The organism is Bacillus sp. FSL K6-1000 (assembly GCF_038630785.1).
In the GTDB taxonomy this organism is placed as follows: Bacteria; Bacillota; Bacilli; order Bacillales; family Bacillaceae; genus Bacillus; species Bacillus safensis.
Genome location: NZ_CP152042.1, coordinates 2,466,169 through 2,480,986 on the forward strand (window position 1 = coordinate 2,466,169; position 14,818 = coordinate 2,480,986).

The 14,818-nt window shown below is 42.2% G+C and carries 12 protein-coding genes; 1 reads left to right on the forward strand and 11 read right to left on the reverse strand.

Annotated elements, in window-relative coordinates:
- Positions 1-10: 10 nt before the first annotated feature.
- Genes hemB through hemA form a run of 5 tightly spaced genes read right to left on the reverse strand, consistent with a single transcriptional unit; the run spans position 11 to position 4,942 of the window.
- Positions 11-979 carry a porphobilinogen synthase gene (hemB, locus tag MHI46_RS12760; RefSeq protein ID WP_260776101.1) on the reverse strand — a complete coding sequence of 323 codons (969 nt, stop codon included), beginning with the start codon at positions 977-979 and terminating at the stop codon, positions 11-13.
- Positions 979-1,770, reverse strand: a complete 792-nt coding sequence (locus MHI46_RS12765; protein WP_260774559.1) for a uroporphyrinogen-III synthase — start codon at positions 1,768-1,770, stop codon at positions 979-981. Before MHI46_RS12765 ends, hemB begins: the two co-directional genes overlap by 1 nt.
- Complete coding sequence (gene hemC / locus MHI46_RS12770; protein ID WP_151284496.1) at positions 1,767-2,699, reverse strand: hydroxymethylbilane synthase; 933 nt, start codon at positions 2,697-2,699, stop codon at positions 1,767-1,769. The genes MHI46_RS12765 and hemC overlap by 4 nt, the downstream gene beginning before the upstream one ends.
- A 37-nt stretch (positions 2,700-2,736) precedes the next feature.
- Complete coding sequence (locus tag MHI46_RS12775) at positions 2,737-3,567, reverse strand: cytochrome c biogenesis protein (RefSeq protein ID WP_039180413.1); 831 nt, start codon at positions 3,565-3,567, stop codon at positions 2,737-2,739.
- A 7-nt stretch (positions 3,568-3,574) separates the two neighbouring features.
- The gene (gene hemA / locus MHI46_RS12780) at positions 3,575-4,942 is read right to left on the reverse strand and encodes a glutamyl-tRNA reductase (protein ID WP_039180415.1); all 1,368 of its coding nucleotides are present in this window, start codon (positions 4,940-4,942) and stop codon (positions 3,575-3,577) included.
- 242 nt (positions 4,943-5,184) lie between these two features.
- On the opposite strand from hemA, the gene MHI46_RS12785 reads away from it, so the two are divergent.
- Positions 5,185-5,670 carry a hypothetical protein gene (locus MHI46_RS12785; RefSeq protein WP_034279808.1) on the forward strand — a complete coding sequence of 162 codons (486 nt, stop codon included), beginning with the start codon at positions 5,185-5,187 and terminating at the stop codon, positions 5,668-5,670.
- Positions 5,671-5,879: 209 nt separating this feature from the next.
- On the opposite strand, the gene yihA is transcribed toward MHI46_RS12785, so the two are convergent.
- The 6 genes from yihA to ddcA form a co-directional block, all read right to left on the reverse strand.
- Positions 5,880-6,467: a ribosome biogenesis GTP-binding protein YihA/YsxC gene (yihA, locus tag MHI46_RS12790; RefSeq protein WP_024423177.1), complete on the reverse strand. Its 588-nt coding sequence runs from the start codon at positions 6,465-6,467 to the stop codon at positions 5,880-5,882.
- The gene (gene lon, locus MHI46_RS12795; protein WP_060596896.1) at positions 6,464-8,788 is read right to left on the reverse strand and encodes an endopeptidase La; all 2,325 of its coding nucleotides are present in this window, start codon (positions 8,786-8,788) and stop codon (positions 6,464-6,466) included. Before lon ends, yihA begins: the two co-directional genes overlap by 4 nt.
- Positions 8,789-8,959: 171 nt before the next feature.
- A complete protein-coding gene (lonB, locus tag MHI46_RS12800; RefSeq protein WP_041086484.1) occupies positions 8,960-10,621 on the reverse strand; it encodes an ATP-dependent protease LonB in 1,662 nt (553 codons plus the stop codon).
- Positions 10,622-10,758: 137 nt separating this feature from the next.
- The gene (clpX, locus tag MHI46_RS12805; protein ID WP_024423180.1) at positions 10,759-12,024 is read right to left on the reverse strand and encodes an ATP-dependent protease ATP-binding subunit ClpX; all 1,266 of its coding nucleotides are present in this window, start codon (positions 12,022-12,024) and stop codon (positions 10,759-10,761) included.
- A gap of 251 nt (positions 12,025-12,275) precedes the next feature.
- Entirely contained in the window at positions 12,276-13,550 is a 1,275-nt protein-coding gene (gene tig, locus MHI46_RS12810) for a trigger factor (protein WP_034279803.1), read from the reverse strand.
- A 240-nt stretch (positions 13,551-13,790) separates the two neighbouring features.
- Positions 13,791-14,798 (reverse strand): DNA damage checkpoint antagonist DdcA, encoded by a 1,008-nt coding sequence (ddcA, locus tag MHI46_RS12815; protein ID WP_251180557.1) that lies wholly within the window; start codon positions 14,796-14,798, stop codon positions 13,791-13,793.
- Between the last annotated feature and the right edge of the window lie 20 nt (positions 14,799-14,818).

The window sequence follows — 14,818 nt, forward strand, 5'->3', positions numbered from 1 at the left end:
TATCCGTTCTTTATTCCGAGAGCCATTTTGCTGCATCTTTTGCATGATACGTAATGATGAGTTCTGCTCCTGCACGTTTCATGCTTGTCAGCATTTCCAAAACAAGCTCTTTTTCAGAAATCCAGCCATTTTGAGCAGCGGCTTTCACCATTGCATACTCTCCGCTCACATTGTAAGCAACAACAGGGAGTGTAAATTCATTTTTCACATCACGCATAATGTCTAAGTAAGAAAGAGATGGTTTGACAATCAAGAAGTCAGCTCCCTCTTCTACATCAGATTGCGCTTCTCTTAGAGCCTCTAAACGGTTTGCAGGGTCCATTTGATATGTTTTACGATCTCCAAACTGCGGTGTACTATGTGCTGCATCACGGAACGGACCGTAAAAAGCACTTGCATATTTCACGGCATAAGACATGACTGGTACATGAATAAAGCCTGCTTCATCAAGTGCCTCACGAATGGCAACAACAAATCCGTCCATCATATTTGAAGGCGCGATGATATCTGCACCTGCACGCGCTTGGCTGACAGCCGTTTTCGCTAATAGCTGAAGAGATTCATCATTTAAAATTTCTCCATCTTCAACGATTCCGCAATGTCCGTGATCTGTATATTGGCATAAGCAAGTGTCTGCAATGACCACGAGCTCTGGGAAATGCTTTTTGATCTCAAGCGTTGCTCTTTGAACAATGCCGTGATCGTGATACGCCTCACTGCCTACATGATCTTTATGATCTGGCACACCAAATACAATGATCGATTTGATGCCAAGATCAACAAGCACTTGGACTTCTTCTTTCACAAGATCTACAGAAATATGATACACACCTGGCATTGAAGAGACTTCTTTTCGGACATTTTCTCCCTCTACAAAAAAGATCGGATAAATGAAATCAGATGGTCTTAAAAAAGTTTCTCTGACTAATTCTCTCATTCCTGCGCTTGTCCGCAATCTGCGGTGTCTGTTAAATTTCATCAATGGTTCAACTTCCTTTCAGATAAACGGCACATCAAATCAAGCATTCCGTCTATCGTATAAGTATCTGGGGTTTCAGAAGAAATCCCGTATTGAAGCAGTGCCTCTTTTGTCAGAGGACCGATCGTCACAAAACAGGTGTCAGATGCGGCCAGCTTCGCTGCATCTGCTTCCATCACATGCATAAAAGAATGAACAGTAGATGAGCTCGTAAATGTAATAAAATCAAATGATTGCTTCGTCATTGCCGTTTTAAGAGCAGCAATTCCTTCCTCATCCTTGACTGTTTCATATAAAATCCATTCTTTTACCTCTATGCCGAGCGGAACGAGGGTCTCTTTCACCACATCTCGTGATAGATGCCCTTTTGCTACAAACACACGATCTCCTGGGCGTACATGGTCAAGTAATGCATCTGCCAGTTCTTCCGCTATAAATCGTTCTGGCACAACATCCACCTTCAAGCCGTGCTGCTCAAGATAGGCAGAGGTTTTCTCTCCTACAGCAGCCACTTTTAAATGGGATAAGCTCTTTTGGAAATGATGGTCTTTTATGTAGTTCAGAAAAAAAGACGCACCATTCACACTCGTGAAAACAAGCCATTGGCTATTTTCTAAGTCCTTTAAAAAGTCCTGCGCTTTTTCTTTTGTGAGCGTAGGCTCAAACCGAATAAGAGAGGTTAAAACCGCATGGCCGTTCAGCGCTTCAATCTTTTGCTGAAACACGCCCGCTTGACGTTCATTTCGAGTGACAAGCACCGTCTGTCCGTGAAGCGATTTGCCTATGCTCATTGAGACAGATCCTTTTTCACCTTGTCGATCAAATCCTTTGCTCCCTTATCGGCCATCTGCTTCGCACACGCTGTCCCAATTGCTTCAGGGTCAGTGCCTGTGACGGTTTCTCGAATAATTGTGTGCCCATCAGCAGATGCAACAAGACCTGTTAGTTCAATTTCATTATGCTCATTCATCGTTGCATAGCCGGCGATCGGCACCTGACAGCTTCCATCCATTTGTTTGAGGAAGGCTCTTTCTGCGAGGACCGTTTTCTTCGTATATTCATTCGTAAATTGGGCGAGAAGCTGCAACAGCTCTTCATCATCCCCGCGGCACTCAATCGATAGCGCGCCTTGTCCAACGGCTGGAAGGCACGTCTCAGGAGATAAAAATTCCGACACAACCTCTTTGCTCCATCCCATTCTGGACAGACCGGCAGCAGCTAGAATAATGGCATCATACTCTTCATTTTTCAGCTTTTCCAATCTCGTATCAATGTTTCCTCGAATCCATTTAATCTCAAGATCTGGTCTTTCCTGAAGAAGCTGTGCGCTGCGCCGTAAGCTGCTCGTTCCCACAATTGCACCCTTAGGCAGTTCGCTGAGACTCAGATGATTCTTCGAAATAAGTGCATCCCGCACATCTTCACGCTCAGGAATACAGCCAATCACTAAACCTTCCGGAAGAGCTGCCGGCATATCCTTCATGCTGTGCACCGCCATATCGATGTCATGATTCAGCATCGCCTGCTCAATCTCTTTAACAAACAGTCCTTTTCCGCCAACCTTAGATAAGGTCACATCTAAAATTTGATCACCCTTTGTCACAATTTCTTTTATTTCAAAAGAATAAGAAGGGTTTAGTTCAGACAGCTTTTGAATGACCCATTTTGTTTGTGTAATTGCCAGCTTACTTCGTCTAGAACCTACTTTAATTGTACGCAATACGTCTTCCTCCCGACAATGCCTTTAAGACTCATCATTATTGAAACCAATGAAAGGTTGATAAGCTACCAAGCAGAAAATAATTGATCATCAGCACAAGGAATGAAGCGACATTCCAAAATGCCACGATTTTGCCCTGCATATTTCTCACCAATCTGATATATAAGTAAAAGCCATATAAAAACAGCATAATAAACGAACCAAGCACCTTTGCATCTGTCCAGTACAACGTATCATACGAGATATATGCCCAAATGATGCCAAGAATTAAACTAAGCAAAAGCATTGGCACACCAATAATGTTTAATACGTATGCCATATGATCCAGCTTTGATAAGTCTTCAATTCTCAAAAGCCATTTTCCCCATTTTTTCTTTTTCAGCAAACGATATTGAAAGAGATAAAGCAGTGAAAATGCAAATGAAAGTGAAAAGGCACCGTAGGATAAAATCGCCATCGTAATATGAATCACGAGCAGTTCACTCGTCAGCTTCCCCGTTAGTTCTGCTGAATGGAGGTCAGATGGTGTAAAGGTGTGAATCGCCATCATGGAAAAACCGATCACATTTGTAAAAAAGACAATAAATTCAACGCGCAATATTTTTGTGAGCACAAGAGAAAGTGTCACAAGCACCCACGTATAAAAATATAACCCCTCTGCTACATTCAACACAGGGAATCGGTCTGTTTCCATCATAATATAGAACATGTAGACTGTTTGCAGCAGCCAGACAATAGAAAGCAACCAGAAAGCCATTTTTCCAGCCTTCCGGTTGTGTTGAAGAAAATCTATGAAATAGAACAAGACACTTAGTGCATAGATTAAGATCGTTGCTTCATTGAGTCTCGCTACAATGGATTCCATCATCGCTTAATCACTCACTGGCAACTGTAGCAAAGCCTTGTGCCATATTTGGTTTGAACAGCTGAAATGCCCCTTGCTCCACCTGTACAGGTTCGACCTTTTGCTCTTCATCTTCAACCTGTAAATCAAAGATTTCTTTAAAGAGTAAAAGTTTTTCCTCTGCATTTGGCTCCGCGGCAATTTCTTTTGCCTTTAAGATAGGATCTTTCAGCATTTGGTTGATGATGCTTTTCGTATGTTTATTTAACAGCTTCATTTCACGGTTTGTGAGGTTTGGAAGCTTCCGCTCAATACTCTGCATCGTATCGGCTTGAATTGTGAGTGCCTTTTCTCTAAGTGCAGAAATGACTGGAACAACACCTAACGTATTCAGCCATTGCTTAAATTCTACAATTTCTGCTTCAATCAGGAGCTCAACCTGCTCAGCCACTGCACGGCGCTCTTTTAAGTTAGCAGCCACGATGCCTTCAAGGTCATCAATGTCATACAAAAAAGCACCTTCTACTTCAGAAATGGCTGGATCTAAATCACGGGGCACAGCAATATCTACCATAAATAGAGGTCTGCCCTTCCGCTTTTTATTCGCACTTTCGACCATTTCTTTTGTAATGACAAATTGTTTCGCACCCGTTGAGCTGATTAAAATGTCCGCTTCGGATAATGTCTTTTCTAATTGGTTTAAGCTCTTAGGCTCTCCTGAAAAACGACCGGCCAATTCCTTTGCCTTCTCAAATGTTCGGTTGATAACCGTTACTTGGCCAATTCCTTGTCCTTGGAGGTTTTGAGCCGCCAGTTCGCCCATTTTGCCCGCGCCAAGAATCAGGACATGCTTATCAGAAAGACGTCCAAAGATTTTTTTAGCAAGCTCAACCGCTGCATAGCTGACAGACACCGCATTAGACGCAATATCCGTTTCCGCATGAGAGCGTTTTGCAACAGTGACCGCCTGTTTAAATAAATAATTAAAAACGGTACCAATGGTCTTCTCCTCTTGAGCTACTTTAAAGCTGGAGCGTACTTGACCGAGTATTTGCGTTTCACCAATCACCATGGAATCAAGTCCACAGGCCACACGGAATAAATGCTCAACCGCTCCATCGTTTTCATAGAACTTCAAATACGGAGAGACATCTTCTTTTTCTAAACCGAACCAATCGGCTAAAAATCTTTTTATATAAAACCGTCCAGTATGAAGCTGATCTACTACTGCGTAGATCTCTGTTCGATTACATGTTGAGATGACGATATTCTCTAGAATGCTTTTTTCTTCTTTAAGCTTGGACATCGCTGTTCCGAGCTCACTCGGTTCAAAGCTCAGCTGTTCCCGTATCTCAACAGGGGCTGTTTTATAATCTAAACCCACAACAAGAATATGCATAACTTCAGCTTGCACCCCCAACGCCCTGTCTAATTTATAATAATTACAATATAGAATTTATTATTTATAATGATTATAACATATATTCATTTTTAACTGGATAAAAATTGTGAACAGATTTCAAAAATGTTGTGATATAGTAGAAAAATGTTCGACACCGTTTATGCCATATCATCACTTCAAGCAATTTACCAGATTTGGCGCGTGCGGACAAATGATCTGCTTAAAAGAAGGTGACATCTTTGAAGAAAAAATCCATTTTGCTGCCGCTTACTTTACTGGCTGTAGCGCTATATGCCATTCTCTCGGGAGGTCAATTTGACATTTGGAAGGATCAAGAGAAATGGTATACACTTGTACTGCTTTTTGGCCTCGCTTTTTTATATCAAGGAAAAAAGGAGCAAGAAAGCGCTCATGTGTTTATCGGTATGCTTATGACAGGCCTTTCGCTACACTTTATTCTTCAGCCTAAATTGGACCACTGGCCAGACACATTTACGATGATTGTATTCATCGTAGGACTTGCACTCTTTGTGAAATCATCTCAGAAAAAAGAATATCGTATTGAAAGTGTTGTGCTGATCGCACTCGGTCTGTTCCTTTATTTCTTTCAGCAAATTACAAAACAGCTAAGTTCCCTTTCGATTCCTACTTCTGGCTTTGAATTGTACTGGCCTTATGTACTGATTGCTGTCAGTCTCCTCTTATTATTTTTAAAAAGGAAATAACTTATACAATAAAAAAGCATCTGCTCATCGCAGATGCCTTCAGCGAGAAGACAAACCCTCGCATTCGGTGTCAGTCCTGCGTGCTGGTGCTCACGAATATCAAATTCGCTCCGCGCCAGTACTCGTCCTTTCTAGACTTCAAGGGTTTTCATCTCACGCTGAAAAGAAAACTAATGTAAAAAAGCATCTGCTCATCGCAGATGCTTTTTTTAGCCGTTTACCTTCGCAAGGATCGCATTCCAGGCTTCATCTTTTCCCTTTTTTGTTTCAGAAGAGAACAAGATGAGTTCATCTGAAGGGTCAATGTCGAGCGTCTGTTTGACGACTTTCGCATGTTTTTCCCATTTGCCTTTTGGAATTTTATCCGCTTTTGTTGCGATGACGATCACTGGAACTCCGTAATATTTAAGGAATTCATACATGTTCACATCATCTACTGATGGCTTATGGCGCAGATCCACAATTTGGACGACTGCTTTTAATTCTTCACGCATTGTAATATACGTTTCGATCATTCTACCCCAGGCTTCGCGCTCTGTTTTTGATACTTTGGCAAAGCCGTAGCCCGGAACGTCCACAAAATGGAGCATATCATTAATAATGTAGAAATTAAGCGTCTGGGTCTTACCTGGTTTAGAAGACGTACGCGCTAAATTTTTACGATTAATCAATGAGTTGATGAACGAGGACTTTCCAACATTTGATCGTCCAGCAAGCGCGATTTCAGGCAGTCCGCCGCTCGGGTACTGCTCTGGTTTCACCGCACTAATGACGATATCTGATTTTGTTACTTTCATCTTCCCTCTCCTACCAACGCTTTCTCAAGCACCTCATCTAAATGTGAGACCGGAATAAAGGTTAGTCCTTCTCTCACACTTTCAGGAATATCATCAATATCCTTCTCATTGTCCTTTGGAAGAATAATGGTTTTCAATCCTGCACGATGTGCGCCTAATGCTTTTTCTTTTAGTCCGCCAATCGGAAGCACTCTTCCTCTTAACGTTATCTCTCCTGTCATACCAACCTCTTTTGACACAGGACGTCCTGTGAGTGCTGATACAAGAGCCGTCGCAATGGTGATACCAGCTGATGGCCCGTCCTTTGGAACCGCACCCTCTGGAACATGGATATGAATATCGTGCTTTTCATTAAAATTAGGATCAATGTTCAGTTCATCTGCTTTGGAACGAATATAACTGAATGCCGCCTGTGCAGATTCTCTCATGACATCACCAAGCTTACCTGTTAACAAGAGCTTGCCTTTACCAGGCGAGAGTGATACCTCAATTGATAGGGTGTCTCCGCCAACTGTCGTATACGCAAGTCCTGTAACAACCCCCACTTGGTCTGTTGTTTCAGCCTGACCATAACGGTAAAGTCTTTTTCCAAGGAATTCAGATAAGTTCTTTTCCGTCACTGTGATGCGTTTTCGGTCTTCAGCCACAATCGCTCTTGCCGCTTTTCGGCAAATGGCCGCAAGCTGACGCTCTAACCCGCGAACTCCTGCTTCTCTTGTGTAATAGCGAATTGTATCATAAATCGCTGCTTCGCGAAGCTGCAAGTTCCCTTTCTTTAATCCGTGCTCCTTTAGCTGCTTCGGCAAAAGATGATCTTTCACAATCTCTGCTTTTTCAACCTCTGTATACCCTGCAATCGTGATAATCTCCATTCTATCACGAAGTGGACCTGGAATGGTTGCTAAATTGTTGGCAGTGGCAATAAATAACACCTGAGATAAATCAAATGTCTCTTCAATATAGTGATCGCTAAAGTTGTGATTTTGCTCAGGGTCCAGCACTTCAAGCATCGCAGAAGACGGATCACCTCTAAAATCAGAGGACATCTTATCGATTTCATCTAAAAGAAACACCGGATTCATTGTGCCTGCCTTACTCATCCCGCGAATGATACGGCCCGGCATCGCCCCTACATACGTTCTTCTATGTCCACGAATCTCAGATTCATCACGCACACCGCCAAGAGAGATACGGATAAACTTTCGGTCAAGTGATTTAGCAATCGATTTGGCAAGTGACGTTTTCCCTACCCCAGGAGGTCCTGCTAAGCAAAGAATCGGTCCTTTTAATGAATTGGTCAGCTTCTGTACAGCAAGGTATTCAAGCACACGTTCTTTGACTTTTTCCAGCCCATGATGCTCATCATCTAAAATTTCACTTGCAAGCTTTAAATCTAGACGATCTTCTGTATAGATGCCCCATGGAAGATTGATCAGCCAATCAATATAATTTCGAATGACAGAGCTCTCCGCAGAGCTTGAAGGAATTTTTTCATAACGGTTCAATTCTTTTAGCGCCGTTTCACGAACAGAATCCGGCATGCTGGACTCTTCGATTTTAGACATTAATGAACTGACTTCGCCTGTTTTCCCTTCCTTGTCTCCAAGCTCCTTTTGAATGGCTTTCATTTGTTCACGCAAATAATATTCTTTTTGCGTTCGTTCCATTGAACGTTTGACGCGCTGGCCAATTTTCTTTTCAATTTCCAGCACTTCTTTTTCATTGTGGATTAAGCTGATGACACGATTCAGACGTTTTTTGACATCCACTGTTTCCAGTACTTCTTGTTTGTCTTTTAATTTGAGCGGCAAGTGAGAAGCGACGATATCTGCCATTCTCCCTGGTTCCTCAATATCCGTCACCGTTGCATATGTTTCAGCTGAGATTTTTTTTGAAATTTTTATGTACTGATCAAAGTGATCTAACAAAGTACGCATGAGTGCTTCTGCTTCTGCGTCCTTTAAATCTTCTTCTGCCAATTCTTTAATATCGACGGACGTATAGTCCTCAAGCTCCACATATGATTCGATCTGCGCTCGATTTAAGCCCTCTACGAGTACACGAATCGTTCCATTCGGCAGCTTCAGCATTTGTTTAATTTTTGTGTAGGTGCCGACTTTGAAAATTTCCTCTTCACCTGGTTCATCTATTGAAATTTCCCGCTGTGTTGCTAGAAAAATCATATGATCGTTCATCATCGCCTGTTCTAATGCTTGAACAGACTTCTCGCGTCCAACGTCCAAATGCAAGACCATTGTTGGATAAACAAGCAAGCCTCGCAATGGGAGGAGCGGAACATTCTTTTTGATTTCATCTGCCATGTTGATTGACACCTCCGTCACTAGTATGAATCATTATAATATACCTGTTTCAGTCTTGTACAATGTAAAAGACTTGAGAAATGATGATCTTACCGTAGTATACCCTTTCTTTTTATCTTGAAAAAGAAAAAAAGATCTATTTCACTAAAAAATCCCCATATGTGATGGGGATTAAACAGATTTTCTTTTCATTTCCTCTTCTAGTCCATCTTTCTTCTCGTCTGGCGGGTTGACCAAACACTGATCCAGCACCTCTTGGAAGTGCTTCACAGGCACAATGGTGACGCCTTCAATCTCTTTTAAGATCGACTGCTGGTTGTCATAAGGAATAATCACGGTTGTGGCACCAGCTTGTTTCGCCGCCTTAATCTTCGGTATCACACCGCCGATCGGCTTCACCTGACCCTGCAATCCGATTTCACCTGTCATTGCTGTCAGATGATCAATCGGGATTTGATGAATGGCAGAGAAAATCGCCGCCGCCATGGCAATCCCAGCAGACGGTCCATCAATCGGGGCACCGCCTGGGAAATTAATATGGATGTCATATTCATTTGTCCGTATGCCTAAGTTTCTCAGCACTGTTAATACATTTTCAACAGACCCTTTGGCCATACTTTTTCGTCTAATGGATTTAGACTGACTGCCAATGCTTTCTTCTTCTGCAATGCCTGTAATGTTGATACTGCCTTTTTCAAGCGCCTTACATATATTCACTTCAATCTCAAGCAGGGCACCGCTGTTTGGTCCGTAGACAGCCAGACCATTCACTACCCCGACTTTTGGCTTTTCCGGTACTTTTTGTTCATATCTTGGTGTCAGCTGACTTGAATGAATGACCCACTCGACATCTTCGATCGTGATGTCTTTTCGGTTTTCTGTGACGGCCATTCCAGCGGCGATCTGCACCATATTGACTGCTTCACGGCCATTTTTCACATAGGAGGTTAACAGGTTCAGCCCTTCATCACTTAATTCCTTTTGGATTTTTTGGACAGCCTTAGCAGCAACAATTTTCAGTTCATGCTGGTCAAGATCCTTAAAGAAAATTTCCAAACACCTTGAGCGAATGGCTGGTGGAATTTCTTCAGGTGTTCTTGTCGTAGCACCAATCAACCGGAAATCAGCCGGAAGCCCATTCTGAAAAATATCGTGGATGTGATTCGGAATTTGGGTGTTTTCCTCACTGTAGTAGGCACTGTCTAAAAATACTTTCCGATCTTCAAGGACTTTCAGCATTTTGTTCATTTGGATCGGATGCAGTTCGCCAATTTCATCAATAAACAGAACCCCGCCATGAGCATGCGTAACGGCTCCTTGTTTTGGCTGCGGAATGCCTGCCTGTCCCATCGCTCCCGCCCCTTGGTAAATCGGGTCATGCACGGAACCAATGAGTGGGTCTGCGATGCCCCGTTCATCGAATCTTGCGGTTGTGGCATCGAGCTCCACAAATACCGCATCTTTCTTAAACGGTGAATCAGCATGACGCTTCGCTTCTTCCATGACAAGACGGGCAGCTGCTGTTTTTCCAACTCCCGGTGGGCCGTAGACAATGACATGCTGAGGATTTGGTCCGCAAAGCGCTGCTTTTAGAGCACGAATGCCGTCTTCCTGCCCTACAATATCTTGAAACCCCTTTGGCCGGACTCTCTCTGATAAAGGCTCACTCAGCTTGATTGAGCGCATCTTTCTGAGTGCTTCCATTTCTTTCTTTGATTCTTTGTCTATCGTCACCTTTTGTGTGCGCTGATTTCGCAGTAAGTTCCAAAAGTACAGCCCGATGACGATACCAAAGAACAGCTGTATAAATAATACGATTCCTGTCCAGCTCAATCGGTGCTCCCTCCTTCATCTATCGTATGTATTGGTTTCTGTCTGCTAGTATTTCCTAGAGCTGGACGGAATAAACACATCTTCCACGATAAATAAAAAACTCCTGAATCAAAATGATTCAGGAGTGAGACTTCTCTTTATGCAGATGTTTTTGTATCTTTGTTGACGACTGTGCCATCTTTTAACACAAGACGCGGCGGCTCACCATCAGCAACCGTTGCACCAGTGATGACACATTTTTCAATATCATCACGAGATGGAAGGTCAAACATCACATCAAGCATGATGCCTTCAATGATCGAGCGAAGACCACGAGCTCCTGTTTTACGCTCAATTGCTTTTTTCGCAATTTCGCTAAGAGCATCTTCTTCAAATTCAAGCTCTACATCGTCAAGCTCAAGCATTTTTGTATATTGCTTAACGAGCGCATTTTTAGGCTTCGTCAAGATTTCTACAAGTGCTTTTTCATCTAACGGCTCTAGGCTTGCAATAACCGGTAGACGACCGATGAATTCTGGAATTAAACCGAAGCGAAGCAAGTCTTCTGGCAGTACTTTTGATAGAAGAACTTCTTTTTCAAGATCTTCGACTTTATTTTCCGCACCGAATCCAATTACTTTTTGACCTAAGCGGCGTTTGATGATTTGCTCAATGCCGTCAAAAGCTCCACCACAAATAAAGAGGATATTTGTTGTATCGATTTGAATGAATTCTTGATGAGGATGCTTACGTCCACCTTGAGGCGGTACACTAGCAACTGTTCCTTCAAGAATTTTCAAAAGGGCTTGCTGGACACCTTCCCCAGATACATCTCGAGTGATAGAAGGGTTTTCTGATTTTCTTGCTACTTTATCGATCTCATCGATGTAGATAATGCCTTTTTCCGCTTTTTCTACATCATAATCCGCTGCCTGGATCAGCTTTAGTAAAATATTCTCTACGTCTTCACCAACATAACCTGCTTCAGTTAATGATGTTGCATCTGCAATCGCAAATGGGACATTTAAAATACGAGCAAGTGTTTGAGCAAGTAATGTTTTACCGCTTCCTGTTGGTCCAATCATAGAAATATTACTTTTCGAAAGCTCAACATCATCAATCTTGCTGTTGGAATTGATCCGTTTGTAATGGTTATAAACCGCTACAGCTAAGGATTTTTTCGCATTGTCTTGTCCGATGACATATTCATCAAGAATCTCCCGAATTTCATGAGGCTTCGGAACATCCTTGAATTCAACTTCTTCCTCTGTGCCGAGCTCTTCTTCAACTATTTCCGTGCAAAGCTCGATACATTCATCACATATATATACGCCAGGTCCTGCGACCAGTTTACGCACTTGATCTTGCGTTTTTCCGCAAAACGAGCATTTTAATTGACCTTTTTCCTCGTTGAATTTAAACATTCTTTCACCCCTTATTCTTCTTCACTTGCCTGTAGCTAACAGTCAGCTACCTTTCTGGGTCCAGTATGTATGCATTTTACCATACTTTCCTAAAAGACGGTAACGATGTGTTTCTAACACTGCACATTGAGATATGTATGACAGAAAGATGCGACTTACACTATCGTTTCCAAAAGAAGCGATGATAAGTCAAAAATTGTACAAAACAAGGCACGAGTCACTCGCGCCCTGTTTTATTATTATGCACCATATTAACGGTTTTCTACAAGAAAATCAATTGCTTTACGAACTTTTAGATCTTCTTTCATTGCTTCAGTAGATCCGATCGCTTGTTTGATATTTTCAATTGGCATGTTGTATGCTTCAGCCATTTTTGAAAGTTCTTCTTCCACTTCTTCGTCAGACACTTGTAAGTTTTCTGCAGCAGCAATTGCTTCAAGTGTTAGGTTAGATTTTACGCGTTTAGCAGCGTCTTCTTTCATTTGCTCTTTAAGCGCATCTTCATCTTGTCCAGAGAATTGGAAGTAAAGCTCAAGGTTCATTCCTTGCATTTGAAGACGTTGTTCGAATTCTTTCATCATGCGGTCTAGCTCTGTGTCAACCATCGCTTGTGGGATGTCAACTTCCGCATTTTCAGAAGCTTTCGCAACTAGCTCTTCACGAAGTTTTCCTTCTGCTTCGTTTTCTTTTGCTTCTTCAAGACGTTTCTTCGTTTTTTCAGTTAACTCAGCAAGTGTTTCTACTTCTTCATCGACATCTTTAGCGAACTCATCGTCAAGTGCTGGAAGTTCTTTTGCTTTGATTTCATGAATTTTCACTTTGAATACAGCTGGTTTACCTGCAAGGTCTTCAGCATGGTATTCTTCTGGGAATGTAACTTCTACGTCTTTTTCAGCGCCAGCTTCAAGACCAACTAATTGCTCTTCGAAACCAGGGATGAATGAACCAGAACCTACTTCAAGAGAGTAGTTCTCAGCTTTTCCGCCTTCGAATGCTTCTCCATCAACGAATCCTTCGAAATCAAGAACAACTGTATCGCCGTTTTCGATTGCGCCTTCTTCTTTGACAACAAGCTCAGCTTGACGGTTTTGCATGCCTTTAAGCTCTTCTTGTACATCTTCATCAGTAACAGCTGTGTCGTCTTTTTCTACGTTAAGACCTTTGTAGTCACCAAGTTTTACTTCAGGCTTCACAGTTACTTTTGCAGTGAAGATTAAGCTTTCGCCTTTTTCGATTTTCTCAACATCGATTTCAGGGCGGTCAACTGGTTCGATACCAGCTTCGTCGATTGCTTTTGGATATTCAACTGGAAGAAGAATATCTAATGCATCTTGATAAAGAGATTCTACACCAAAACGCTGCTCGAAAAGACCACGTGGTACTTTCCCTTTACGGAATCCAGGGATTGATACTTGCTTAACCACTTTCTTAAATGCATCATCAAGTGCTTTGTTAAATGTTTCAGCGTCAACTTCTACAGTTAGAACGCCTTCGTTACCTTCTTGTTTTTCCCATTTTACTGACATGTGTGTTTCCCTCCAAAAATCTATTCAGATTGTGCGTTGCTCCATTCTAAAGCATCATAAAGACTTCGTCCAATCAAAAACCACGCACTCCGCTAAGAAGCTTGCATTATGTATACAACATTTGACTTGATTATACATATCGTCTTTCAACCGTTGGAATCTGACAACTGCACTATATATGCACAAATACAACCATTATATTATAACATAACAAGTCCGTCTTTCAACTAAATCGACAAATTACAAATAAGAAATTTCTTCAATATCTTTCAGCATTGTGCAAGCTTCTCTCAGCTCTCGTTCGTTAAATTCATACAATAGATGCAATTCTTCGAGTTCAATCTCGATCCCATGCATTTCATAGCCGACTTTATGAAGTGCCGCTGCCCAAAGACTCGGATCTGTGTACTTAGGAAGAAATGGATACAGCACAAATAAGTGCCGGCGCCATAGCTCTTCCACGCCTTGGTAAAGGGTTGGGTTCTCATTGCCGAGCGTGTCATCGAGCATACGAAGGACTTGCTGAAGAAGCGGCATCTGCTCTGGCTTTACAGCCTCAGAAGGAATAAGTGTCAAAGAATCACCGAATTTTGTCACATGAACCGGCTTTGCCACATCATGATCTGCCAGAAGCTGCAGGATCATTGATTTGACCAAAGGGTTCCCATCGGGATTTTGTAAGATTGTATTTAATAGACCCATGTGCGGTGTGATATTCCGGTCTTTCAATGAATGGATGAACTGGACCTGTTCTTCAGGCCGCTTCAGCATGTCATCTATATTGACCTCACTTCCGGCTTCCTCATCTTCATCTAAATTCTCTTCAGGTGATTCAATCATTTTTCTGCTAAATTCGAGCAGCTTGTAAAAATGCTCCGCGCTTTCTGCCGGAAGATGGTTTTCCTCGAGCACAGCCTCAATCGTCTGTTTGACTTCTTCATATTCTTTCAGCTGAATTAAGATCGTCATATACACTTGGAGCACAGTGAAATAGTGGCCATATCCTTCATGCAGCATTTTTTCACAAACACGCTTTGCATCCTGCAGCTCACCCAGCTCCAGAAAACAAATTGCCATTCCGAGGTGAATATCGGATTCTTCATCGTCATCATACGATTTTGCTTCTGAAAACAAGTGAAGCGCCTCTTGATACTGTTTATCTTTTAATGCTGCCATTCCTTTTTCAATCAGTCTTTCTTTCAGACCAGGAAACAAAATGACATTATCTTTCTTCTTGTCATGCTTCATGCTTACGTTCCTTTCGGGCG

Bases quoted from the DNA above. Each gene is read 5' to 3' on its own strand.
- hemA (WP_039180415.1), bottom strand. From the start codon at position 4,942: ATGCATATTCTTGTTGTGGGTTTAGATTATAAAACAGCCCCTGTTGAG.
- lon (WP_060596896.1), bottom strand. From the start codon at position 8,788: ATGGCAGATGAAATCAAAAAGAATGTTCCGCTCCTCCCATTGCGAGGC.
- ddcA (WP_251180557.1), bottom strand. From the start codon at position 14,798: ATGAAGCATGACAAGAAGAAAGATAATGTCATTTTGTTTCCTGGTCTG.
- MHI46_RS12775 (WP_039180413.1), bottom strand. From the start codon at position 3,567: ATGATGGAATCCATTGTAGCGAGACTCAATGAAGCAACGATCTTAATC.
- tig (WP_034279803.1), bottom strand. From the start codon at position 13,550: ATGTCAGTAAAATGGGAAAAACAAGAAGGTAACGAAGGCGTTCTAACT.
- hemB (WP_260776101.1), bottom strand. From the start codon at position 979: ATGAAATTTAACAGACACCGCAGATTGCGGACAAGCGCAGGAATGAGA.
- clpX (WP_024423180.1), bottom strand. From the start codon at position 12,024: ATGTTTAAATTCAACGAGGAAAAAGGTCAATTAAAATGCTCGTTTTGC.
- MHI46_RS12765 (WP_260774559.1), bottom strand. From the start codon at position 1,770: ATGAGCATAGGCAAATCGCTTCACGGACAGACGGTGCTTGTCACTCGA.
- yihA (WP_024423177.1), bottom strand. From the start codon at position 6,467: ATGAAAGTAACAAAATCAGATATCGTCATTAGTGCGGTGAAACCAGAG.